Below are 22,853 nucleotides of genomic sequence, written 5' to 3'. Positions count from 1 at the left end.
TTGGAGTCGGTTTAATTCAACAGAAGACGATTTGCTCCGCTGCCGGATGTCGACCGTCAGCGTCCGGGATTAGGCAGGACACGTTACGCACCGCTTCTTTTGATTGGGGGATACTCATGTTCGGACGCAAAGGCAAGCTCATTGAAAGTGCGCTGGCTCAGGCCAATGCGATCAGCCGATCGCAAGCTGTCATCGAATTCGATCTCGACGGCACGATCGTCGAGGCCAACGAGAATTTTCTTCAAGCTCTCGGATACTCGCTCGCCGAGATCAAGGGCAAGCATCACAGCATTTTTGTGCCGACGGGCGAGCGGGATAGCGCATCCTATCGAGATTTCTGGGCGAAGCTCAATCGAGGCCAATTTCAAGCCGCGCAATACAAGCGTGTCCGCAAGGACGGAAACGCCATCTGGATTCAGGCGTCCTACAATCCCGTTCTCGACGACAAAGGCAAACCGACCAGGGTAATCAAGTTCGCTACGGATATTACGGCCGAGAGGCGCAGAGCGATGGAGGACGCCGGCAAGATCGCCGCGATCGGTCGCGCTCAGGCCATGATAGAGTTCAATCTGGACGGAACGATCATCACCGCAAATGACAACTTTCTGAAAGTCATGGGGTACTCGATCGATGAAATCAGGGGCAATCATCACAGCATGTTCGTCGAACCCGGGTTTCGCGCCAGTGCGGCCTATCTGGAGTCGTGGGCGAAGCTCAATCGGGGAGAATTTCTTTCGGGAGAATACAAGCGGTTAGGAAAGGGCGGTAAAGAGGTCTGGATCCTGGCATCGTATAATCCGATCCTCGACGAGACCGGAGCGCCCTTCAAGGTCGTCAAGTTCGCTTCCGACGTTACGGAACAGAAGTTGCTGGCGGCCGATACGAGGGGGCAAATCCACGCTATCAAGAAATCACAGGCCGTGATCGAATTCCAGATGGACGGCACGATCATACACGCCAACCAGAACTTCCTCGATGCGATGGGATATTCGTGCGCTGAAATAGAAGGCCGGCACCACAGCATGTTCGTGGCGACGGCCGACCGCGCGTCGGCATCGTATGCTCAATTCTGGCAGGATCTGAACCGCGGTGAATATCAGGCCGGCGAGTACAAGCGCCTGGCCAGGGGCGGGCGCGATATCTGGATTGAAGCGTCCTACAATCCGATTCTCGATTTGAACGGCAAGCCGTTCAAGGTCGTCAAGTATGCGACTGACGTCACGGCGAAGGCCGTCGCCAGGATGAAGGCGGAGGAGGCTCGGGGGCTGATCGAGTCGGTTGCGGCCGGCAGCGAAGAGATGACCGCATCGATACGCGAAATTTCAGAAACCATGGTGAAGTCCAGGGATGTCGTGGTTTCCGCCGTCGGCCATGTTGAATCTGCAGACGCCCAGGCTGCGCGTCTGAGTGCTGCAGCGGAATCAATGGGCAGCATCATTGAGTTGATCAACGGCATCACCGGCCAGATCAACCTGCTCGCGCTCAACGCAACGATCGAATCGGCGAGGGCTGGCGAAGCTGGCAGGGGATTTGCGGTTGTTGCATCCGAGGTCAAGAGCCTCGCCAATCAGGCCAAACAAGCGACCGACAAAATCCGGACAGAGATCGATGCGCTCAACAGCGTATCCACCGACGTCGTCAGCACTCTGGGTACGATCAAGGCGGCTATTGGACATGTCAATGAATACGTAACGAGTACCGCGGCTGCCGTGAACGAGCAGAGCACGGTGACCGGCGACATGTCGGCCAATATGCAGCGCGCGGCAGCGGCGTTGGCTTGAGCGAAGGATCGGCGATCGAAGCACCGTGGTTTCCGATGAACTGGCTCAAGCAGTACTTCCGTTACCGCCTCTTGAGGCTGGTTTCACCATTCGTGGCGGTCGTTCTGCTGCAGGCGTTCGTTGCCGGGCTCAGTCTCGATATTCTATCGGCAGTCAGAGCGTACGTCGCGGGCGAAGCAAGCTGGTCGAGGTCTCAGAAAAACGCGGTGTACTTCCTGCATCTTTATTTGCATTCGGGCCGGCAATCTCTTTTTGATGAGTATCGTGCTGCGCTGGCTATTCCGCTGGGCGATCAGTTGGCGCGACGGGCACTCGAGCAGGACCAGCCAGAACTTGAGATCGCCAGGGCTGGATTTTTGCAAGGCGCAAATCATCCGGATGACATCGCCGGCATGATCTGGCTGTTTCGGTATTTCGGCCAAATAACGTATTTGAAAAGTGCAATACAGCAGTGGGCCGCGACCGACTCCATGCTGCTGGAGCTGGCTATTTTTGGAGAGTCCATTCATTCCGAAGTGAACGAAGGTCGGCCGACGGACAATTCCCGGCTTCAGTTTCTCTCGTCACGACTTTACGAACTCAACAGCGAGCTTACTGTTCGGGCCAATGCGTTCTCGGACGTTCTTGGCGCTGGGTCGCGAGCCGTGAAGTTCATGCTGACGTTCGTGAATCTGGCGACCGCAACCCTTCTGGTCTTGCTGATCATCTGGCATACGCGACGACTGGTACTGCAGCGTCAGGCGTTTGAGGCGGCCTTGTATGCAGAAAAGCGGCGGCTCGCATGGCAGGCGTCCCATGACCCGCTGACTAACCTCGCGAACAGGCGAGAGTTCGAGGCGCGGCTCAAGGAGCGTCTCGATGGCTTCAGGAGCGGCGACGTGGCGCACGCGCTTGTCTTCCTCGATCTGGACCAGTTCAAGATCGTGAATGACACATGTGGTCATCTCGCTGGCGATCAGCTGTTGCGCGACCTGTCGGATATTCTAAAGCAGCAGGTTCGTCCCGACGACGTGCTTGCCCGGTTGGGCGGCGACGAATTTGGTCTTTTGCTTCCTCACTGCCAACCAGCGCATGCCGCAGAAATCGCCGAAAATCTGCGTTCCGCCATCGAGACCTTCAGCTTCAGTTGGGAGGGGCGGTCATTTGGCGTGACGGCCAGCATCGGCAGCGCGTGTATCGACGAACCCGGTGTTTCAACCGAGGTAGCGTTACGTCAGGCGGACATCGCCTGCTATGGCGCGAAGGAAAAAGGCAAAAATCGCGTACAGGTCTACCACAGCGGTGATACCGAATTGCAGCAGCGGGTGGATGAAATGAAGTGGGTTCATCGCATTCAGGAGGCGCTGGAGAATCATCGCTTCTGTCTTTACGAACAGGAAATCGTGCCACTGCGAGAAGAAGGCAAAGGCGGCCGACATCTGGAGTTGCTGTTACGTCTCAAGGATAGATCGGGAAACATCATTGCGCCGGCGGAGTTTATTCCGCCAGCGGAGCGATATGGCTTGATGCCCCTCATCGACCGCTGGGTTGTCCGGAGCGCCTTCAGCCAGCTGGCGGATCAGTTGGCGAGACGGCGGTCGATGCCGATTTCTCAGTGCAGCATCAACCTCAGCGGGCAGACGTTTGGCGATGACAGCTTCGTTGGATTTGTTCGACGCGAACTGGATGCCCATCAAATTCCGGGCAACGTCGTTTGCTTCGAGATAACGGAGACGAGTGCCATCTCGAACCTGGATAGCGCGCGACGCTTTATTTCGGCGTTGCGAAGCTCGGGTTGCCGCTTTGCGCTGGACGATTTTGGAAGCGGCATGTCGTCATTTGCCTACCTGAAGAACCTGCCGGTCGACTACCTCAAGATCGACGGCGCATTCATACGAGACATGCTGACCAGTCCCGTCGATCGCGCCATGGTCGAGATGATCGACAAGATCGGGAAAGTCATGGGGATCGCAACGATTGCGGAGTTCGTTGCAACCCCAGCCCTGCTTGAGGCGCTTCGTGAAATTGGCGTCGACTACGTTCAGGGTTTTGCCGTCGGAAAGCCGCAGCCGTTTGGTTCCTTTGGGTCGCATGACTGCGGAATCATTACGTTTCCGGCGGTGATACTCTCGGAAGCCGGAGTGTAGAAGGCGGCGCATTCCACGGACGGCCGCTTGCCGGCATTTTATTGCGATGCGGTGTTGGGCTTGCTTCTATCGTGCGGGCAGATCGGGCGCGTTCCCGATCTTTTGGACGGCGACGTTGACCGTCATGCCCAAATAGTCGTTCGCTTCACCAACCCACGAGCCTGCCAGCGGGATTGCTTGCGCCGGATGTCGGGCGACTGCCACCGGAATCAAATCAAAGCCGGCACTGATCTGGTTGGTCGGGTCGTAGTCCAGCCAGCCGGCACCTGGGAGAAAGACCTGCAGCCACGCGTGGGTGGCGCCGGATCCGCTCACACCGACCGCGCCGCCATCCAGTGCCGCATCGTAAAGATAACCGGTGACGAAGCGCGAGGCGAACCCGAGCCGGCGCAATGCCTCGATCATGAGCCAGGCATAGTCCCGGCAAGTACCGGATTTGGCGCGCAGGGTTTCACCAGGCGACTGGGTTCCTTCGGCGTCCCTCGGACGATAGCTGAAAGTGTCGCGAAACGTGTGCAGAATCCGGTGCAGGACATCGGTCGTTCGATCCTGGTCGCCGGCAACGAAACTCTTGGTCCACGCGGCCAGGGTTGCGTCCGGATCCTCGGCATGAGGACGTAGATAACCGGCCAGGTCGGTCCCTTCGTCGGGAGTGTATTGCACCGGTATTTCTTCGGCCCGGGATTCCAGCGGAAACGCCTCGACTCCTTTAACGCCGTAATACACGCCGCGAGCCTCAAACATGATCGTCAGCTCACTGGCAGGTTCACTGAATTCCATCACCGTTACCGTGTTGGAGCGGGCATCGGTGGTCCAGTGCATTTTAGCAGGAACGCTGCTTGTTGCAGACCAACTGACGAGACGCGCGGATGCGCCGCGCCTTGGCAAGAACATCGCCCGGTGCGTACCGAAGGTAACAGGCTTCGCATACCGGTAAGTGGTGGTGTGGCTTATCTTGCCGAGAACCGCCATTTGTTCGTCCCGTTGTGTGGCCAGCGCTTCCGAAACGCCTCAGCTTGGTTGATTGTTGCCGATATAGAGAAAGCCTCCCCTTGAAGAGAAGCAGTAGCCAACAGCAACTGTGTTGCGCAACCGCCAACAACGCTCTCTGACATCGCCGCCGGGCCGCCGTTGATCTAAATCAATGTGATCGACCCACCGCACAACAGCAGGTGAACGTCGCCTTTTGGCGCGAAGCGGTCATCCGGCGCGCTTGGACCCCCTGATCCGACCCGGCGAGGGATCTCCTGCATGCCGTTATTCAGCTGAATATGCGCAGGATGACTTCCTACGCGCAGGGCTGATGAGCCGCGTGGGCCCTGCCGATCGCAGCGGCAGCAGAACGGTGCACGAACAAAGTCCGCAGTTTTTCCGCAGTTGCTACTCGGATGTTTCCGTCTCGTTCTGCTGGATACTGCCGAGTGAGATTCCGGCGTGATGCACAAAGCCCATATTTCATGGGCTTAAATGGTGGACGCACAAGGGATCGAACCTTGGACCTCTCCCGTGTGCAGGGGTCGCAGGTTCGAATCCTGCCACTCCGACCATTCTTTCAAATACTTATACTTTCGATGATTTAAGCGTGCAACGAAATGGCTCGATCATAGCAGTGCCGTGCCTGTGGAATTCGATTCTGCATACGAGCGTTGGGGTAAGGCCGTACACGCGCTTGTCACAGCCAACGATCGGTTTGTGCAGATTTCGCCGAGGCATCCTGAGAAGTCCGTGGCTTGGGCGGAGGTGAGGGCCGCGCAATCTGAACTCGACGCTGCAGCGAACGAAATTGATCCCAAGTTCCCCGCGCGGGACTAGCGCCAGCCGCCAAACGCCTCAGCGGCTTCTTCCTGGAATTCGGGATGGTGAATGACCGTAGTTCGCCTCTAGCTGCTCTACCGTCATTCCAAGGCAGCCAGCAGCCTCCCACATATCGACGCCGGCCTGCATCGGCCACGTCGCTGCTGTGTGGCATAGCGAATGCCGGACGACATCATCGCCAAGCCCTGCGTCCTGCAGAATACCTTCCCAGGCTGACCTGATCTTGCCGGCAAGAGGCTGCCCATCGCTAATGCGGTTGACGACGAATCGGATTTGGTCGCCGTTCTCCAGAATGCCGGCCTTGCGCAGTTCGCCCGATCGCATCTGGTCGGGCGCAGTCGGCTAGCGATCTTTGCCGGAGGGCGCCGCTTCTTGGTTGACCGTTCCAGGGCGCCTTTGCCCGGATAGACCATGGCGTCGAGGTTCATCCAGGGATGCGTGGTGGAGGGGGAGAGCAAAGAAAATCTAGCGAGAACCAACATGAGCAGACCGAACTGAACGCGCTGCGGCATGAGTGCCGTGTCGGTTTTCGGAAGGTGAGTGATCGTTCTGCAGGTCCGGCTGTTTGTCGGACGAGGCGCTGGCCGCCTATCGCGCGGCATTCCGCCGGCCGGAAGTCCGGCATGCGATGATGCAGGATTACCGGGCCGGGGCGAGCGTCGACCACGAGCACGATCTCGCCGACCGCGCCGCCGGGCTCGTCCTCGATTGCCCGGTATTGGTGCTGTGGGAGCAGGGGCGCTTGAGGGGCGGAAACGCCGCTCACGATCTGGCAGGCCTGGGCCACGCAGGTCGAGGGACGAGCCATTCCCCGGCGGCCATCTTCAACCCGAGGAGCAGCCGGACGCCGTGCTCGACGCGGTCGGCCCGTTTCTTGCTCGACACCTGCGCTGATTGCTGACCCGGCTTGCACGAGCTCGGCTTGTGACGGCGAAAGCAATTTATTGCGGGCCGCGATGGTCCGAACCGGCCTAAAAAGCCGGAGGGCAACGCGAGGTGAACGTGCAACCAACCAACATCGAGATACGCGAACAATCCACGGTGCTGGCGCTGACCTGGCCGGATTGCGGAACCCGGCTGCTCGAGGCGGAGACGCTGCGCCGGGCAAGCCGCGCGGCCAGCGAGATTCGCCGGCAAATCGACGGGATCGAACTCGTGATCCCGCCGGGACTTCATGTGTCCGCGGTCGAGCCGATCGGGAATCACGCCCTGCGCCTGTCGTTTTCGGACGGGCATGATCGCGGCATCTATCCCTGGTCCTATTTGCGCGAACTCGCCGGGCAGCATTGAGGTCGCGACATGGATGAGATCAAGGATGGCGTGACCGAGGTCACCTGCGATGTCCTCGTGATCGGCGGCGGAACCGCCGGGCCGATGGCTGCCTACAAGGCCAAGCGCAGTAATCCGGCCGCGCGCGTAGTCCTTCTGGAAAAGGCCAACGTGAAACGCTCGGGAGCGATCGCGATGGGCATGGACGGGCTGAACAATGCCGTCATTCCCGGCTACGCCACGCCCGAACAATACACCAAGGAAATCACCATCGCCAATGACGGCATCTGCGATCAGGCGCCGGTCTACAAATACGCGTCGCGCTGTTTCGACATCATCCAGGAGCTCGACCGTTTCGGGATCAAGTTCCAGAAGAACGAGAACGGCGATTTCGACGTCAAGAAGGTCCATCACCTCGGCTCCTACGTGCTGCCGATGCCGAATGGCGATACCGTCAAGAAGGCGTTGTATCGCCAGCTTCGCCGCGAGAAGGTGTTGATCTCCAACCGCTATATGGCGACGCGTCTGTTGACGGGACGGGACGGGCAGATCGCGGGTGCGATCGCCGTCAATACGCGCAGCGCCGAGTTCCTGGTGCTGCGTGCAAAAACCGTGATCCTGTGCGCCGGTGCGGCGGGCCGTCTCGGCCTGCCGCAGTCCGGCTATCTCTGGGGTACTTACGAGAATGCCACCAATTCCGGCGACGGATACGCGATGGCCTATCATGCCGGAGCGGGGCTCGCGAACCTCGAATGCTATCAGATCAATCCCCTGATCAAGGATTACAACGGCCCCGCCTGCGCCTATGTGGCCGGTCCGTTCGGCGCCTATACCGCCAACAGCGAGGGCAATCGCTTCATCGAGTGCGACTATTGGTCGGGCCAGATGATGCAGGAGTTCTACAACGAACTGCAATCCGGCAAGGGACCGGTGTTCCTGAAGCTCAACCATTTGCATAGCGACACCGTCGGCAAGATCGAGGCCGTGCTGCACAATGTCGAGCGTCCGTCGCGCGGCCGCTTCCACGAAAATCGAGGCACGAACTACCGCGAGCGCATGATCGAAATGCATATTTCCGAGATCGGGTTCTGCTCCGGCCACAGCGCATCCGGTGTCTTTGTCGACGAGTTTGCGCGCACCACGGTGCCGGGTCTCTATGCCGCGGGCGACATGGCAAGCGTACCGCACAATTACATGCTGGGCGCCTTCACCAACGGCGCGGTGGCGGGAGAGCACGCGGCGGAATTTGCCGGGAATACCGATCTTCCTGACTATGACCCCGCTGACGTCGCCCGCGAGCAGGCACGTGTGCTGGCGCCCACGAGGCGGGAGGATGGAATTCCGCCCAACCAGCTCGAATACAAGGCCCGGCGCTTCGTGAACGACTACCTCCAGCCGCCCAAGGTCACGGCGAAGATGAAGATCGGACAGGCGCGATTTGCGGAGATCCGCGAGGACATGGAAAATGCCATGGTGGTCCGCGATGCGCACGAACTGATGCGATCGCTTGAGGTCGCCTCCATTCTGGACTGCGCCGACATGGCGGCATTCGCCTCGCTGTTCCGCACCGAGAGCCGCTGGGGCCTCTATCATCACCGCGTCGAATATCCCCAGAAGAACGATGACGAATGGTTCTGCCACAGCATCCTGCGCAAACAGAATGCACAGATGATCGCGGAAAAGCGGCCGGTCGCGCCCTATGTCGTCCCGATAGAGGAATCCGAGCGCTCCGCCTACGACCGCCAGCGCATTCGCCAGCACGCCTGAGATACGGATATCACATGCCGATTGCCCACACCCCCACAACCGTCCCGGTCATTGTCGACGAGGCCAAATGCATTGCCGACAAGGGATGCACCGTCTGCGTCGATGTATGCCCCCTCGACGTGCTCCGGATCAGCGACCTCACCGGCAAGGCCTACATGAAATATGACGAGTGCTGGTATTGCATGCCGTGCGAGACCGACTGCCCGACCGGGGCCGTGACCGTCAACATTCCCTATCTGTTGCGCTGAGATGACGGCGTTCGAACCATTCGAGGCGTTCGGTGACCTCGACGAGATTTCCGAACGGCTGGAGAGCCCGGATCCGTCGGTGCGGCGCCTTGCGGTCATTGATCTCGTGGAGACGTCGAGCGGCGAGGCCATTCCGCTGCTGGTGCGAGCAGCGGGCGATCCGGCTGCCGAGGTAAGGCTGCAGACGGCCAAGGCGTTGGGCGAATTTGACGGCGTCGATGTCGCCAAGGGGCTGGTCGGTGCCCTGACTGACTCCGAGACGGATGTCGCGCAGGCCGCCGCGGACAGCCTCGCGGAACTTCGCGAGTCCGCGGCCAGCGTCGTGTTGCTCCCCTTGGTGACGCATTCGTCGGCCTTCGTGCGCGCCGCGATCTTTCGCGCGCTCAAGGCGCTGCAGGTCAGCGAATCGCTCGGGCCCGCCATTGCCGCGCTCGGCGACGCTGATGCCGCGGTGCGCGTGCAGGCGGTTGGTGTGATCGGCTATCTGAAGAAGACCGAGACGCTGCCTTCGCTGATCCATGCGACCAGGGACGAAAGCACTGACGTCAGGCTTGCAGCCGTCAATGCGCTGTCCTTTGCACGCAATGAGGCGGCGGCGCAGGCGGCCGCGGATGCGCTCTCGGATGGCGAATGGCAGGTGAGAGCGGTGGCGGCCGAGACGATCGGGCGGGTCGGCCAGATTTCGGTGGCGACGGCGCTGACCCGGTCGCTCGGTGACAGCTACTGGCAGGTTCGTCAGAAGGCGCTGCAGAGCCTGGGCAAGCTCCGCGCCCGTCTCGCCGTGGCTTCCATCATTCCATTCCTTGACGATCCGCTTCCTTCGCTGCGCAAGGACGCTGCCGCGGCGCTTGGCGATATTGCTGATCCGAAAGCCCATGATGCCCTCGCCGCGCGCGCCCAGGACGAAGATCCGGACGTTCGCAAGACCGTGATTTGGGCGCTCGGACAGATCGAGGCGCGCAACTAATCCTTGAACAGGATCGTCTCCAGCAAGTCGATGCGCTTGATGCGGATGACGCTGCCCTCGATGGCAATGATGCGCTTGGTTTGAAACCGCTTCAGCATCATCGTCACCCACTGGCGGGTTGAGCCGACCATCGCCGCAATCTGGTCGTGGGTTACCTTGCGGTTGATGACGATCGTGTCGCCATCGGAAACGCCGTAGAGTTCGGACAGGTTCAATAGATATTGCGCCAGCCGCTCGATCACGGAGCGGGTGCCCAGGATCTGCGCCATCGACGAGTAGCACTTGCCCTTGGCGATCAGCCCGTCGATCAGCGCCAGCGCAAAGGTAGGCATTTGCACCAGAAGCTTCTGCAAGCTGGCGCCGGACAATGCCGTGATCTCGCAATCCTCGACCGCGACGCCGGACCACATATGGATGCCGCCGCCGTATATATCCGGGCCGCCGATGAAATGGCCTGGCGTCCAGTAGGCAAGGGTGATCTCGCGGCCGGAGGGGGCGGTGTAATAGACCCGAACCTGTCCGCGCCTGATGATGAAGATGCCGTCATGATGTTCACCCTGATTGAACACCATCTCCCCCTGGGGCACCGGAACGGTTCGGCCCGCGGCCTGAACCTCCTCCATCTGCTCGGCGGACAGCCGATCGAGAAAATGCGCGCCGACGTTCAGCCCCTCGATGGACTCGCTCATGAACAGGGCGGGTTCCTTGCGAGCGGGCGGCCTGGATACGACGGCAAGCCGTTCCTTGGCCGGCCAGTCCAGCTGCACGACGGCGCCGGTCCGCGCCATCAGGGCCAAGGGCTCAGGATCGGAAGCTTCTTTGAGTGTCGTCATTGCCTCAGTTCGCCTTGCGATTTCGCCGACAGCTAAATGGGACAGAACGGCAAAGTCCACTTCTTTGAACGAGTCGAAATGCACTTAGCAAAGGTCATGCGCCAACGAGTTGTTGTCGAGACGATTTATCTGCCGATCGTGTCATGGCGAGAAAATCATTTGACGGCGTTCGACGGCACATTGCGACGGAATCACGACGCGGCGCGGGTAAGAGGTGGAACGCAAGTAATTGCTTCAGCGGACAACGCGCAGACCAGATAGTCCGATCGATCGTTCATGCTGGCGGCACTGTGCCGGCCATCGATAGTCGAGGACAGGCCGATGATCTCTTCTGGTATTGTGAGAATAACCGCTGCTGTTGCGGTTGCGATGATTGGCCTGACCGGCATGTCGCGTGCCGAAACCATTCGTGTTGCGGTCGGGACGCAGGACACGACGATCAATTGCGCAACCGGCGGGCTTTTGATCCGCGAGTTGAAGTTGCTGGAGAAGTTCCTGCCCCGGGACGGCAAATACAAGGATGTCACCTACGACATCCAGTGGAAGAACTTCACCAGCGGCGCGCCGCTCACCAACGAGATGGTGGCCGGCAAGCTCGATCTCGGCGCCATGGCGGATTTTCCGGGATCGTTGAACGGCGTGGCGTTCCAGAAGGCCGGCCGACGCAGCCTCTTCATCAGCGTGCTCTCGGGCAGCACCAAGGGCAGCGGCAACGGCATCGTGGTGCCGGTGAACTCTCCGGTGCAGTCGATTGCCGACCTGGAGTTGCGGCCGAACAGATGGCCCTTTCGTCCATCGTTTCATCTCCGCCCCCGTCCCCGCGACCGGCGCCTGGCGGAGCAGTCACTAACAAGCATCGCGGCGGAGAAGCTGGCTGCTGACGACGCTGGGAAACTATCTGATGCCGTGGCGGCATCCGGCGGTGGCGCGATGAACATCCGGGTTACCGATCTACCGGCCAAGACCGTGGGACGCATCGACGTCGCGAATGTGACAACGTCATCCCCCGCGCGGACATCGTCAAACGTGCGGCGAGGCTTGGCGCCGAGATCAGGAATATCAAGCTGTCGGGCGACCTGTCCGATGAAACGATCGGCGCGATCAACCAGGTGCTGCTCGAGCACAAGGTCATCTTCTTTCGCGACCAGAATCATCTCGATGATTCCGAGCAGGAACGTTTCGCGATCCGGCTCGGCAAACTGGTGCCGCATCCGACCGTCGGCGCGATCAAGGGCACGTCGTCGATCCTGGAGCTCGATTCCGGAAGGGGTGGCGGGCGCGCCGACCAGTGGCATACCGACGTCACCTTTGTTGATGCGTACCCGAAGATATCGGTGCTGCGCGGCGTCGTGATCCCGCCATTCGGTGGCGACACCGTCTGGTCGAATACGGCCGCGGCTTATCTTGATTTGCCTCTGCCCTTGCAACGTCTCGCCGACGAGCTTTGGGCCGTCCACAGTAACGCCTACGACTATGCGGTGAAGTCGAAAGCCACGGAGGCGGACCGAAAGCATTTCGACGAGGTGTTCACCGGAACGATCTACGAGACCGAGCATCCGGTTGTCCGCGTCCATCCCGAAACCGGCGAGCGCACGCTTGTGCTCGGCAATTTCGTGCAACGCTTCGTCGGTCTTCCGAAATATGACGGCCAAAGGCTGTTCGACCTGTTCCAGTCGCATATCACGGCGCCCGAAAACACCGTGCGGTGGAACTGGCAGGCCGGCGACGTCGCGATCTGGGACAATCGCGCCACGCAGCATTATGCGGTCAACGATTACGGCGATCAGCACCGTGTCGTGCGCCGCGCCACCATCGATGGCGACGTTCCGGTCAGCGTGGACGGCCGCAACAGCGTGACGCGCATCAAGTCCAGCAGGCAACCTGCCGCCAAGGCGGCTTAGCTCGCTCTCATCAGGAACTCAGCAAAATGACAAACTTATTGCGATCGATGCGTCCGATAGTGGCGCTTTTCACCGGAGAAGCGACCGGAACGGCATGGCGCGCGTTTTGGTCGTTCATCGTGGCGGTCTGCCTGATCGGTCAGGCCGTGGCCGAGCCGCTGGAAAAGACCGAGATCCGCTACCAGGGCTGGGCCGGGCAGGTGACGTTCACCGAGCTTGCCGAGGATCTCGGCTATCTGGCGCCGCTCAAGCTCAAATGGGTCGGCAACACCATCAGCGGCCCGCAGGACATCCAGACCGTGGTCACGGGTGACATCGATGTCGGCGGCGCCTTCTACGGCGCGATCCTCAAGCTGATCGCTGCCAAGGCGCCGATCAAGGCGGTGGTCGGCTATTACGGGTCCGACGCCAACACTTACTACGGCTACTACGTGAAGGACGACAGCCCGATCAAGACCGCACGTGATCTGATCGGCAAGAAGGTCGCGGTCAATACGCTGGGCGCGCATCTGGAGTTCGTGCTGCGCGAATATCTCGCGCGAAACGGCCTCAGCGCCGCCGAAGCTAAGCAGGTGACCCTGGTGGCGATCCCGCCGGTCTCCGGCGAGCAGACGCTGCGCCAGGGCCAGGTCGAGGTGAGCGCGCTCAGCGGCGTCCTGCGCGACAAGGCACTCGACCGCGGCGGCATTCGCTCGCTGTTCAACGACACCGACCTGTTCGGCCAGTTCACCGGCGGCGCCTACGTGCTGCGCGAAAAGTTCATCAAGGACAATCCAAACGCCTCCCGCAAGCTGACCGAGGGGATTTCGCGCGCAATCCAGTGGGCCCAGACGACCCCGCCGGAAGAGGTGCGGGCGAAGTTCGACAAGATCATTGCCGAGCGCAAGCGCAACGAGGACCCGTCGTCGATCAAGTACTGGAAAAGTACTGGCGTTGCGGCCAAGGGCGGCGTGATCACCGATGCTGAGATCCAGGTATGGATCGACTGGCTGGAGAAGGACGGCCTGTTCAAGCCGGGTCAGATCAAGGCCCGCGACGTCTACACCAACGAGTTCAATTTCTATCGTCCGGGCAAGACGGCGGAAGCGCGATGACGTCCGTTAAAATCAGCTTCCAGCAGGTCCGCAAGGAGTTTGTCGTTCGTGGCGAGGGAGGCGGGCCGTCGGACCGCTTCACCGCGCTGGAGGATATCACGCTCGACGTGCGACCCGGCGAGTTCCTGGCTCTTGTCGGCCCGAGTGGCTGCGGGAAATCGACGTTGCTTGATCTGCTCGGCGGCCTGACGGCGCCGACCAGCGGCCGCATCCTGCTCGACGGACGGGCGATCCAAGGGCCGGCGCGAGACCGTGGCATCGTGTTTCAGCAATACGCGCTGTTTCCCTGGCGTACCGCCGTGCAGAACGTCGAGTTCGGACTCGATATCGCAGGGTTCAAAGCGAGAGAGCGTCGCGAACGGGCGCTGCACTATCTCGAACTGGTTGGTCTTTCGGCTTTCGCCGAACGCTATCCGCACGAACTCTCAGGCGGCATGAAGCAGCGCGTCGCGATCGCGCGCAGTCTGGCTTACGATCCGGAAGTGCTGCTGATGGACGAGCCGTTCGCGGCGCTCGACGCGCAGACCCGGGAAACGCTGCAGGGCGAATTACTGCGCATCTGGCGGACAATGGGCAAGACCATCCTTTTCATCACCCACGGGATCGACGAGGCGGTCGTGCTCGGCCAGCGGGTCGCCGTAATGACGTCGCGTCCTGGCCGCATCAAGCAGGTGGTCGAGATTCCCGAAGCGCTTCGCAGCGAAACGGAGGATGTGCGGTCGCTGCCCGAATTCGGTCCGGTACGGCACGAGGTCTGGTCCTTGCTGCGCGAAGAGGTATTGAAAGCCCAGCAACTGGCTGGTGGAGCAGGCGCCGCCCGCGCGAGCCGCGCTTTGGAGGAAGTTGCCCATGTCTAGCCTTGAGGTACTCAGCGTTCTTGAACTTGCGCAGGCACGGCCCGGCTCCCCGGTCGGGGCGGAAGCGCAACCGTCGCCGGTGTTAAGTTTCGTTCGCCAAGCACTCCGTTCGCTGGGTGCCTTTGGGCAGCGATCGCTGTTGCTAGTGGCGCTGTTGTCGCTATGGGAGGCGGCTCCAAGGCTGGGCCTGATCGATGCCGTGTTCCTGCCACCGTTTTCGGAAGTGATCGCGGCCGGCTGGCAGCTTGCACAGACCGGCGAGCTTTACGACGACGTCGCCGCCAGCCTGCTGCGTGCTTTGAGCGGCTTTCTGATAGCGGTCGTGCTGATCGTTCCGCTTGGCCTCGCGGTCGGCTGGTATGCCCGGCTCGGCAATCTCCTGAACCAGTTCATCGAGATCTGCCGGAATACCGCGCCGCTTGCACTGCTGCCGGTGTTCATCCTGCTGCTCGGGATCGGCGAACTGTCAAAGATCACAATGGTGGTCTATAGCTGCGCCTGGCCGCTGTTGCTCAACACCATTGCCGCGGTCAAGCAGGTCGATCCGCTGCTGATCAAGTCGGCTCGGACCATGGGCGCAACCCCGCAGCAGTTGTTCCGCAAGGTGATCCTGCCGGCTTCGCTTCCCACCATCTTTGTCGGCATTCGCCTGGCCAGCGCCTCAGCCATGCTGGTGCTGGTCGCCTCCGAAATGGTCGGTGCCAAGGCGGGCCTCGGCTATCTCATTATCAACAGCCAATACAGTTTTCTGATTCCGCAGATGTATTTCGGCATTTTGGGGATTACCGTCATCGGACTCACCTTCAATGCCATCCTCGAGGCGCTGGAGAGGCGCTTCATGCGGTGGAAGGCCCCGGCCGCGACGTGAAGCAGGAGAGGCCGATCACGGCGCGGCAGGGGTGTTCCGCGCCGTCGCCTGCGTCACCACGCTATTCGGCGGCACATCCTTGGTAAGCCAGACATTGCCACCGATCGTCGACCCATGGCCGATCGTAATCCGACCGAGGATGGTGGCGCCGGCGTAGATCACCACGTCATCCTCGACGATCGGGTGGCGGGCATCCCCCTTGATCACATTGCCCTCGTCGTCGGTCGGAAAATGCCGCGCGCCGAGTGTGACCGCCTGATATATCCGCACATTGTCGCCGATGATGGCGGTTTCGCCGATCACGACGCCGGTGCCGTGATCGATGAAAAAGCCGGAGCCGATCGTGGCCCCTGGATGGATATCGATGCCGGTTCTGGCATGCGCGATTTCGGCCGTCAGCCGGGCGATCAGCCGCGCGTTCTGGCGATGCAGGATATGGGCGAGACGGTGATGGATGATCGCGATCATGCCGGGATAGCCAATCAGGATCTCCGGAAAATTGCGCGCCGCCGGGTCGCCGACGAAGGCCGCCCGCAGGTCGCTGATCAGCAGCCCGCGCACCGCGGGCAGTTGAGAAGCAAAGCTGCGCGTCAGCTCGACCGCATCCTCGCGACGGAATCCCGGCTGCAAATCGTCGCCAACGAACAGGGCGCCGCGATGGACCTGATCGCATAGGGAATCCAGCGCAATGCTCAGCGTGTTGCCGACGAAGTAGTCGATATTCTCGCCATCGAGGTCGGACTGGCCATAGTGCCGGGGAAACAGCGCTTCCGTCAGGCCGTTGAGGATGGCCTCGAGGGCATCCCGCGACGGCGCGCGGCGTGGCTCGCCATCGCGGCGAATGCTGTGGGTCTCTTCCCGCGAGACGCGCAACTCCGCGACGATTCGGTCGAGATGCCAGCGGACCGGCGAAGTTTCGGCCTCGTTGGCGGCAGCGTTTCGGGAAACCGGTAGAACTTCGCGCTTCATGCTTGCCCACACGGCGATGAGGTACCGCATGAGATACTGTTTGTCGGTGCCGATGAAAACGCATCGGGAGCAGACCCCCGCAAAAAGAAAAATTCATCTCCGTTGCTGCACAGGGTCCGCAACTCTCGTCTCGCATCATCGGCAGGAACAAAACGTCCGATGCGCCGCCACACGAATCTTCTTCGGCTGGCTGCGACAGGGAAAGCTTCGTCCAAATCTCCGCAAATATCTGAAATTGTCACCGGCAAGCGCGCGCGTAACGATATTGGCGCGGCGCAATGCCCCGTTCACGATCGATTTTGCCCGGAGACAGTGGCTGATGACAGTTCAATTCACGCGCGCACAAAGAGTGTCTGCGCCGGCGGGCTCCGTTGAGTTCGATGCCGATGTGCTGGTGATCGGCGGTGGTCCGGCCGGCACGTGGGCGGCGATCAGCGCGGCGGAACAGGGCGCGCGCGTCGTTCTTGCTGACAAGGGATTTTGCGGAACCTCGGGCGCCACCGCCGCAGCCGGCACCGGCGTCTGGTACGTCGATCCGGAGCCCGCGCTGCGCGAGGCGGCGATGGCCAACCGCGAAAAACTGGGCGGCCATCTACAGGACCGCCGCTGGATGGCGCGGGTGCTCGATCGCACCTATGAGCAGAGTAACCGATTGGGAGACTGGGGCTATCCCTATCCGGTGGATGACAACGGCAAGTCCCAGCGCAATTCGCTGCAGGGACCGGAATATATGCGCCTGATGCGCAAGCGCACCAAGCAGGCCGGCGTCACCATTCTCGATCACAGCCCGGCTCTCGAGCTGCTGGTTGATGAAAAGGGAGCGGTGGCCGGCGCGAGCGGCCTGCGCCGCCAGAAACACGATTCCTGGACCGTACGCGCCAGGGCTGTCGTGATCGCGACCGGCGGCTGCGCCTTCCTCAGCAAGACACTGGGTTCGAACGTACTGACCGGCGACGGCTACCTGATGGCGGCGGAAGCGGGTGCTGAATTCAGCAGCATGGAATTCTCTAACCCCTATGCGATCTCGGCTGCATTTGGTTCGGTGACCAAGACGCTGTTCTATGGCTGGGCCACGTTCACCTACGAAGACGGCAGCGTCGTGCCCGGTGCGGCTTCGAAGGGTGGCCGCTCGGCCATCGCCCGTGCGCTGACGCAGGGCCCGGTCTATGCCCGGCTCGACAAGGCCGACGGCGACGTGCAGCGCCAGATGCGCGTCTCGCAGCCGAACTTCTTTCTGCCTTTCGACCGCACCGGCATCGATCCTTTTGCCGACCGCTTTCCCGTGACCTTGCGGCTTGAAGGCACAGTGCGCGGTACCGGCGGGCTTCGCATCGTCGACGACAGCTGCGCGACCACCGTGCCCGGGCTCTATGCGGCGGGCGATGCAGCGACGCGCGAGCTGATCTGCGGCGGCTTTACCGGCGGCGGCAGCCACAACGCCGCGTGGGCCATTTCATCAGGCACATTTGCCGGGCAGGGTGCCGCCGAGTATGCGCGCCATGCCGGTCCCACACGGGGGCGAAGGCTATCCTCCGCCGGCACAGTGGCGCTGCGCCAGCGTGCTGGACGGCCGTTCAAGCCGGCCGAGCTCGCCAAATCGGTTCAGGACGAGGTCTTTCCTTACGAGCTAAACTACTTCCGCGAAGCGGGCCGCCTCGGCGGGGCGCTTGAAAGGCTCGATGCGCTCTGGACCGAAGTCTCACAGGCGGATGCCGCCGCCGCTGACGACGTATTCCGGGCCCGCGAGAGCGCATCCATGCTGGCAACCGCACGCTGGATGTACCGCAGCGGATTGGCGCGACAGGAGAGTCGCGGCATGCACCGCCGCGATGATTTCCCGGGCCAGGACGACCGCCAGCGCCACTACATTACATCAGGTGGTCTCGATGAGGTCTGGACCGCGGTGCGCCCGCTGGCCGGAGCGGCCTATGCGGAGGCCGCGGAATGATCGAAGTCATCGACGACCAGCGCTGCACGTCCTGCGACATCTGCGTGAACATCTGCCCGACCAATGTGTTTGACAAGACCGATGGAATTCCCGTCATCGCGCGCCAGGCCGACTGCCAGACCTGTTTCCTTTGTGAACTCTATTGCCCTGAAGACGCACTGTTCGTTTCGCCGTTCGCGGATATTCCGCAAGACGTCGATCTTGAGACGCTGAGGCAAAATGCGCTGCTCGGGAGCTATCGACGCGCCGTTGGCTGGACCGAAGAAACGAAACACCGCCGCGACATCGACCGCAGCTATCTGCTGTTCGGTCATTGATATCCTGGCTGCCCGCAACCCAGGCGGCCACATCTAGGAACTGGAATCCGTTATGAATGTGCATCAGTCCTTGGCGGCCTCGCGGCCGCTCGAGTCGTTTCCATCGCCCGACAGCGCTGCGGCCAAGGCAGACGCAATGGTGCGGTTCGAGAGCGTGGAGAAGACGTATCCGGCCTATCGCGGCAAACCGAGTGTGCGGGCGCTGCAGAACATCGATTTCGCAATTCCCCGCGGTTCGATCACCGGCGTCATCGGCCGCTCGGGCGCGGGCAAGTCGAGCCTCGTTCGGCTCATCAACGGCCTGGAAAAGCCGACCACCGGTCGCGTCGAGGTCGATGGCCGCAATATCTCCGCGCTGTCCGGCCGCGAGCTGCGGCTGGCGCAGCGTTCCATCGGCATGATCTTCCAGCACTTCAACCTGCTGTCGTCGCGGACGGCGGCGGCCAATATCGCCCTGCCGCTCGAAATCGCGGGCTGGTCGAAGGCCGACATTGCGGTGCGCGTGGCCGAACTGCTCGACCTTGTCGATATCGCCGACAAGCACGATCGATACCCGTCCGAACTTTCCGGCGGCCAGAAACAGCGCATCGGCATTGCGCGCGCACTGGCAACGCGGCCCAACGTGCTGCTGTCGGATGAGGCAACGTCAGCGCTCGATCCGCAGACCACGCGGGCTATTCTCGATCTGCTCGCCAATATCAACCGCGAACTCGGCGTAACCATCATCCTGATCACCCACGAAATGTCCGTCGTCAGGCAACTCGCCAAGGAGGTTATCGTCATCGACGCCGGCGATATCGTCGAACGGGGACATGTTGCCGACATCTTCACCCATCCAAAACAGCGATCACGCAGACTTTTCTTGCAGAAGTCCTTGGCGATTCGGTCCCGGTCTCGCTCGCGAGCCGCCTGCAGGAAAAGCCGGTTCCGGGTGGGCAGGCTGTCATTCGTCTCCTTGTTCGCGGCGACGCCGGCGATACGGTCGTTGCCCGCTTGGCGCGTGAGCTTTCCATTGACGTCGCGCTGTTGTCGGCGCGCATCGATGAGATCGGTGGTCAGCGTGTCGGATCGCTGACGATCGGTGTTCCCGGCGGCGAGGCCGCCGCGCCGCAAGTCCTTGCCTATCTGTTGCAACATCAGTTCTCAGCGGAGCGTCTCGGCTATGTCGCCTGAACTCATCAACCTGATTATCCAGGCGACCGGCGAAAGCCTGTTCATGGTAGCCGTCGCCGCCCTGGTGGCAACTTCGTTCGGCTTGCCGATCGGCATCTTCCTGGCGACTAGCGGGAAGGGCGAACTGTTCGCCGCGCCCAAGATCAACGCGGTGCTGGGCGTCATCGTCAACGCCACCCGATCGACACCGTTCATCATCCTGGTCGTCGCCATCATTCCGTTTACGCGGCTGATTGCGGGGACGTCGATCGGATCGGGGGCCGCGATCGTACCATTGACGATCGCGGCAACTCCGTTCATCGCGCGTCTGGTCGAGGCGGCGATCCGCGAGGTGGACGCTGGCCTGATCGAGACCGCGTCGTCCTTTGGCGCCACCCCGCTGCAGATCGTGTTCAAGGTCCTGATCCCCGAGGCGTTGCCGGGACTGCTGCTGGCGCTGACGCTCGCGGTGGTCAGCCTGCTCGGCTATTCGGCGATGGTCGGCGCCGTCGGCGGCGGTGGTCTTGGCGACCTCGGCATCCGCTACGGTTACCAACGCTTCATGCCGGAAATGATGCTGGCCGTCGTGGTGGTGCTGATCGCGCTGGTGCAGACGGTGCAGACCGTCGGCGATTATTTCGCGAAGCGGGTCAATCGCCGGCTGCGGCATCGCTGAGGCTGGAATCCTCACACCTCATGGCGATGATCGCGAGTCTTTATCCAGGTGTTCCTCGACCGGTTGATTGAAGATAAATTTCCGCATTCTGGCTGGCTTCGAAGAGGATCGCGTGGCGACCCTCGTCTCGCTGACGCGGGCGAGTTTCGTGGCAAGCGCGGCGCACTGATTGCGGATATCTGGGATTGCGATGATCTCCCAGAAGGCGGCACGGGTAAGCGGACCGACGGCAAATAACCGCCGCGACGGAACGCCGTCCTCGTTGATGACCGCGCAATCCGGCCTGATCTCGATGCCAATATGCAGCGGATCGACCCGCGCCAGCCCCCGGTCGAGCAGGCTTCGCACAGCCGGATTGGCGGAGGCGAGGGGATCTTTGACGATCCCGGTGCAATCGACGATGGCACCGACCTGCATGCTCTGGACTTCGCTTTGGCCGCGTCGGCGGTAACGCACCAGGGCGCCGGCATCGTTAGGCTCGATGCCAGCGACCTTTGCCGCCATCAGGGTCAAACGGCCATCATAAAGCGCCTGCGTGATGCGCGCTTCCACCTCGGGCGCCATGCGATGGCGATGAACGTCCCACCAGGCGCGCGCATGTTCGAGGAAGCGGCGTTTGGAGGCGGGCGGAAGCTCGCGCCAGAGCCGTTGGGTGTATGGCCTGACACCGTCGATGACGCTGCGCCAGTCCCCGCCGTCTGCGACATGCGCGTCGACCCGATCGCGGAACCAGCGCAGCAATTGGCTGATGCCGGCGCCGAACGGAACTTCCGTTTCCTGGATGCGAATCGGAGCGACGCGGCGATGAGGTTTCGTCAACAGGCCGCGTCGTGACATCGCGACAACAGCCCCGCGGTGTCCATCATGGACGAGGGACTGGATGTAGTCGACCATCGTGAGCCCGCTACCGAGGATCAGTACGGTAGCGTCAGGATCGACGCCGGCTGCGGATGGCGGCAGCCAGGGATCGACGTAACCCGGCGAACAGGACCGGATGTCGTGCCCGGTGGCCAGAACGGCGATATCGCCGACATAGCACCTGCCGTCATCGAGCCGGACCGTAACCTCTCCCGGCTCTTCGCTGACATCGACGCAAGTGCCCTGCACAATCGAGAGCCGGTGCAACGAGCGTCCTTTGGACATCGTCAGTAGGCTCGCAATGTAATCGCCGTAAATGCGCCGTGGCACGAAACAGTAGGGATCGGGACAGGGCGGCGGCACGCCTTCACGCGAGGTCAGCCAGCGCCAGAAATGATCCGGCTCATCCGGCAGTGCGCTCATGTTCGCGACGCGCACATTGAGCACGTGTTCGGGATTGCCGGTATGATAGGCCAGCCCACGCCCGATATCGGGGCGCTTCTCGATCAGCGTGACGCGAAAGTCGGGGGTGGAACGCTGTAGCAACTGATAGGCCAGCAGCACGCCGCTGGCGCCGCCGCCTATGATGATTGCGTGTCGGCTAGCGAAGGCATTCATGCGACCGCCCCCCAGGTTCGCCAAATGATTGGTAAACGCGGCATTTGTCTCGCCCGATCATGGCCGAATTCTAGCCGCGAATGCGGTGGCTATCCAAAAAGAAAATCATTCTGAAATCTGCGAACATCGAAGTGTCGCACTTCCGGGAACTCGCATGTGCGCAGAGAGTTTTTGTAGGCGACGTTCTTTTACGATTACACGGTACGTGTGCGAGCGTATGATCACGAACAGCTCGCCCAGATTTTTCCGTCTGGCCGAGACGCTAGAAATCGTTCCATTTTCTTTTCTGTTGTCCGCATAGAACTGTGGACGCGTTACGACGGCAACATTGAACGCCCATTTCATTGACGCGACTGTGGCCATCAATACTATCTGCGCAGGGAATTGCCCCGCTCAAGAGTTGCCGCATGCGATCTGATCGAACACCAGCGTCCGGATATACGCACCAGTGCGTGACGCTGCGCTGCTTCTCCGCGGCCACCGGCGCCTGTCGCTGATCTTCCTGTTCGAACGAATCGTCGTCACATCCAGACAGGAACACCGGATCGTCCGGTGAAAGAGCCGACATGACCCAAGCTTACGTCATCGAAATCGAGAGCCGAACCGCAGGCATTGTCGCCCGAGACGAGCGGGGATACCGCTTCTTTTCCTCGGATCGAGCTTTCGACGGCCTCGAAGGCCGCGAATTTCGGACGGCGCGTCAAGCCGAACGGGCCGCCAGAGCGCTGCTGCAGCAGCGCCGCCATCTGATGGCCAATCCATCGATCGCTTCGGCGTTCTGATTACCAA

At 61.3% G+C, this 22,853-nt stretch carries 20 protein-coding genes and 2 pseudogenes; 17 read left to right on the top strand and 5 right to left on the bottom strand.

From position 1 onward, the window contains the following. Window positions 1-116: 116 nt before the first annotated feature. Window positions 117-1,781, top strand: coding sequence for a methyl-accepting chemotaxis protein (locus JQ629_RS14280; protein ID WP_212413217.1), 1,665 nt, complete (start codon window positions 117-119; stop codon window positions 1,779-1,781). Further along, entirely contained in the window at window positions 1,778-3,907 is a 2,130-nt protein-coding gene (locus tag JQ629_RS14275) for a putative bifunctional diguanylate cyclase/phosphodiesterase (RefSeq protein ID WP_249135043.1), read from the top strand. The genes JQ629_RS14280 and JQ629_RS14275 overlap by 4 nt, the downstream gene beginning before the upstream one ends. 66 nt (window positions 3,908-3,973) lie before the next feature. Here the strand turns inward: JQ629_RS14275 and JQ629_RS14270 are convergent, their stop codons facing one another. Together JQ629_RS14270 and JQ629_RS14265 are read right to left on the bottom strand one after the other, a co-directional pair. Further along, complete coding sequence (locus JQ629_RS14270; protein ID WP_212413216.1) at window positions 3,974-4,879, bottom strand: transglutaminase family protein; 906 nt, start codon at window positions 4,877-4,879, stop codon at window positions 3,974-3,976. 858 nt (window positions 4,880-5,737) lie between these two features. Then, a complete protein-coding gene (locus JQ629_RS14265) occupies window positions 5,738-6,046 on the bottom strand; it encodes a site-specific integrase (protein WP_212413215.1) in 309 nt (102 codons plus the stop codon). 241 nt (window positions 6,047-6,287) lie between these two features. Between JQ629_RS14265 and JQ629_RS14260 the strand changes: the two genes are divergently transcribed. From JQ629_RS14260 to JQ629_RS14240, 5 genes are all read left to right on the top strand, one after another. Further along, window positions 6,288-6,623 (top strand): hypothetical protein, encoded by a 336-nt coding sequence (locus JQ629_RS14260; RefSeq protein ID WP_212413214.1) that lies wholly within the window; start codon window positions 6,288-6,290, stop codon window positions 6,621-6,623. A 95-nt stretch (window positions 6,624-6,718) separates the two neighbouring features. Then, the gene (locus JQ629_RS14255; RefSeq protein WP_349631265.1) at window positions 6,719-7,012 is read left to right on the top strand and encodes a gamma-butyrobetaine hydroxylase-like domain-containing protein; all 294 of its coding nucleotides are present in this window, start codon (window positions 6,719-6,721) and stop codon (window positions 7,010-7,012) included. Between the two features lie 9 nt (window positions 7,013-7,021). Continuing rightward, window positions 7,022-8,758, top strand: a complete 1,737-nt coding sequence (locus JQ629_RS14250; RefSeq protein WP_212413213.1) for a fumarate reductase/succinate dehydrogenase flavoprotein subunit — start codon at window positions 7,022-7,024, stop codon at window positions 8,756-8,758. A 14-nt stretch (window positions 8,759-8,772) separates the two neighbouring features. Then, window positions 8,773-9,006, top strand: a complete 234-nt coding sequence (locus JQ629_RS14245) for a 4Fe-4S dicluster domain-containing protein (protein ID WP_212413212.1) — start codon at window positions 8,773-8,775, stop codon at window positions 9,004-9,006. Between the two features lies 1 nt (window position 9,007). After that, entirely contained in the window at window positions 9,008-9,973 is a 966-nt protein-coding gene (locus JQ629_RS14240) for a HEAT repeat domain-containing protein (RefSeq protein WP_212413211.1), read from the top strand. On the opposite strand, the gene JQ629_RS14235 is transcribed toward JQ629_RS14240, so the two are convergent. Continuing rightward, on the bottom strand, window positions 9,970-10,662 hold the full coding sequence (locus JQ629_RS14235; protein WP_249135051.1) for a Crp/Fnr family transcriptional regulator: 693 nt from the start codon (window positions 10,660-10,662) through the stop codon (window positions 9,970-9,972). The genes JQ629_RS14240 and JQ629_RS14235 overlap by 4 nt on opposite strands. Before the next feature lie 513 nt (window positions 10,663-11,175). On the opposite strand from JQ629_RS14235, the pseudogene JQ629_RS37070 reads away from it, so the two are divergent. From JQ629_RS37070 to JQ629_RS14210, 5 genes and pseudogenes are all read left to right on the top strand, one after another. Then, a pseudogene (locus JQ629_RS37070) lies at window positions 11,176-11,610 on the top strand (type 2 periplasmic-binding domain-containing protein); the annotation flags it as partial. Between the two features lie 197 nt (window positions 11,611-11,807). Further along, window positions 11,808-12,707, top strand: coding sequence for a TauD/TfdA dioxygenase family protein (locus tag JQ629_RS14225; protein ID WP_212413277.1), 900 nt, complete (start codon window positions 11,808-11,810; stop codon window positions 12,705-12,707). Window positions 12,708-12,733: 26 nt separating this feature from the next. Continuing rightward, window positions 12,734-13,801: an ABC transporter substrate-binding protein gene (locus JQ629_RS14220; RefSeq protein WP_249135042.1), complete on the top strand. Its 1,068-nt coding sequence runs from the start codon at window positions 12,734-12,736 to the stop codon at window positions 13,799-13,801. Continuing rightward, complete coding sequence (locus JQ629_RS14215; protein WP_212413208.1) at window positions 13,798-14,658, top strand: ABC transporter ATP-binding protein; 861 nt, start codon at window positions 13,798-13,800, stop codon at window positions 14,656-14,658. The genes JQ629_RS14220 and JQ629_RS14215 overlap by 4 nt, the downstream gene beginning before the upstream one ends. Beyond that, window positions 14,651-15,526 (top strand): ABC transporter permease, encoded by an 876-nt coding sequence (locus tag JQ629_RS14210; RefSeq protein ID WP_212413207.1) that lies wholly within the window; start codon window positions 14,651-14,653, stop codon window positions 15,524-15,526. The genes JQ629_RS14215 and JQ629_RS14210 overlap by 8 nt, the downstream gene beginning before the upstream one ends. Window positions 15,527-15,541: 15 nt before the next feature. On the opposite strand, the gene epsC is transcribed toward JQ629_RS14210, so the two are convergent. Continuing rightward, complete coding sequence (epsC, locus tag JQ629_RS14205; RefSeq protein ID WP_212413206.1) at window positions 15,542-16,495, bottom strand: serine O-acetyltransferase EpsC; 954 nt, start codon at window positions 16,493-16,495, stop codon at window positions 15,542-15,544. A gap of 319 nt (window positions 16,496-16,814) precedes the next feature. Here epsC and JQ629_RS14200 point away from each other — a divergent pair, with 319 nt between their 5' ends. From JQ629_RS14200 to JQ629_RS14185, 4 genes and pseudogenes are all read left to right on the top strand, one after another. Next, window positions 16,815-18,443 carry an FAD-dependent oxidoreductase gene (locus tag JQ629_RS14200; protein WP_212413205.1) on the top strand — a complete coding sequence of 543 codons (1,629 nt, stop codon included), beginning with the start codon at window positions 16,815-16,817 and terminating at the stop codon, window positions 18,441-18,443. Continuing rightward, complete coding sequence (locus JQ629_RS14195) at window positions 18,440-18,760, top strand: 4Fe-4S dicluster domain-containing protein (protein ID WP_212413204.1); 321 nt, start codon at window positions 18,440-18,442, stop codon at window positions 18,758-18,760. The genes JQ629_RS14200 and JQ629_RS14195 overlap by 4 nt, the downstream gene beginning before the upstream one ends. Before the next feature lie 52 nt (window positions 18,761-18,812). Then, window positions 18,813-19,933: pseudogene (locus tag JQ629_RS14190) on the top strand (methionine ABC transporter ATP-binding protein). Beyond that, window positions 19,923-20,588 carry a methionine ABC transporter permease gene (locus tag JQ629_RS14185; RefSeq protein WP_212413203.1) on the top strand — a complete coding sequence of 222 codons (666 nt, stop codon included), beginning with the start codon at window positions 19,923-19,925 and terminating at the stop codon, window positions 20,586-20,588. The pseudogene JQ629_RS14190 and the gene JQ629_RS14185 overlap by 11 nt, the downstream one beginning before the upstream one ends. Before the next feature lie 18 nt (window positions 20,589-20,606). Here JQ629_RS14185 and JQ629_RS14180 read toward each other — a convergent pair whose 3' ends face one another. After that, complete coding sequence (locus tag JQ629_RS14180; protein ID WP_212413202.1) at window positions 20,607-22,064, bottom strand: FAD/NAD(P)-binding protein; 1,458 nt, start codon at window positions 22,062-22,064, stop codon at window positions 20,607-20,609. Window positions 22,065-22,630: 566 nt separating this feature from the next. Between JQ629_RS14180 and JQ629_RS37065 the strand changes: the two genes are divergently transcribed. Continuing rightward, a complete protein-coding gene (locus JQ629_RS37065; RefSeq protein WP_249135041.1) occupies window positions 22,631-22,846 on the top strand; it encodes a hypothetical protein in 216 nt (71 codons plus the stop codon). Window positions 22,847-22,853 lie beyond the last annotated feature (7 nt).

The sequence above is a fragment of the Bradyrhizobium sp. AUGA SZCCT0222 genome, from assembly GCF_018130205.1.
In the GTDB taxonomy this organism is placed as follows: domain Bacteria; phylum Pseudomonadota; class Alphaproteobacteria; order Rhizobiales; family Xanthobacteraceae; genus Bradyrhizobium.
The sequence above is the reverse complement of the archived record's forward strand: the minus strand, read 5'-3'. Positions and strand labels throughout refer to the sequence as shown.

Bases quoted from the DNA above. Each gene is read 5' to 3' on its own strand.
- JQ629_RS14280 (WP_212413217.1), top strand. From the start codon at position 117: ATGTTCGGACGCAAAGGCAAGCTCATTGAAAGTGCGCTGGCTCAGGCC.
- JQ629_RS14270 (WP_212413216.1), bottom strand. From the start codon at position 4,879: ATGGCGGTTCTCGGCAAGATAAGCCACACCACCACTTACCGGTATGCG.
- JQ629_RS14265 (WP_212413215.1), bottom strand. From the start codon at position 6,046: ATGCGATCGGGCGAACTGCGCAAGGCCGGCATTCTGGAGAACGGCGAC.
- JQ629_RS14250 (WP_212413213.1), top strand. From the start codon at position 7,022: ATGGATGAGATCAAGGATGGCGTGACCGAGGTCACCTGCGATGTCCTC.
- JQ629_RS14245 (WP_212413212.1), top strand. From the start codon at position 8,773: ATGCCGATTGCCCACACCCCCACAACCGTCCCGGTCATTGTCGACGAG.
- JQ629_RS14240 (WP_212413211.1), top strand. From the start codon at position 9,008: ATGACGGCGTTCGAACCATTCGAGGCGTTCGGTGACCTCGACGAGATT.
- JQ629_RS14235 (WP_249135051.1), bottom strand. From the start codon at position 10,662: ATGAGCGAGTCCATCGAGGGGCTGAACGTCGGCGCGCATTTTCTCGAT.
- JQ629_RS14220 (WP_249135042.1), top strand. From the start codon at position 12,734: ATGACAAACTTATTGCGATCGATGCGTCCGATAGTGGCGCTTTTCACC.
- JQ629_RS14215 (WP_212413208.1), top strand. From the start codon at position 13,798: ATGACGTCCGTTAAAATCAGCTTCCAGCAGGTCCGCAAGGAGTTTGTC.
- JQ629_RS14210 (WP_212413207.1), top strand. From the start codon at position 14,651: ATGTCTAGCCTTGAGGTACTCAGCGTTCTTGAACTTGCGCAGGCACGG.
- epsC (WP_212413206.1), bottom strand. From the start codon at position 16,495: ATGAAGCGCGAAGTTCTACCGGTTTCCCGAAACGCTGCCGCCAACGAG.
- JQ629_RS14200 (WP_212413205.1), top strand. From the start codon at position 16,815: ATGACAGTTCAATTCACGCGCGCACAAAGAGTGTCTGCGCCGGCGGGC.
- JQ629_RS14195 (WP_212413204.1), top strand. From the start codon at position 18,440: ATGATCGAAGTCATCGACGACCAGCGCTGCACGTCCTGCGACATCTGC.
- JQ629_RS14185 (WP_212413203.1), top strand. From the start codon at position 19,923: ATGTCGCCTGAACTCATCAACCTGATTATCCAGGCGACCGGCGAAAGC.
- JQ629_RS14180 (WP_212413202.1), bottom strand. From the start codon at position 22,064: ATGAATGCCTTCGCTAGCCGACACGCAATCATCATAGGCGGCGGCGCC.
- JQ629_RS37065 (WP_249135041.1), top strand. From the start codon at position 22,631: ATGACCCAAGCTTACGTCATCGAAATCGAGAGCCGAACCGCAGGCATT.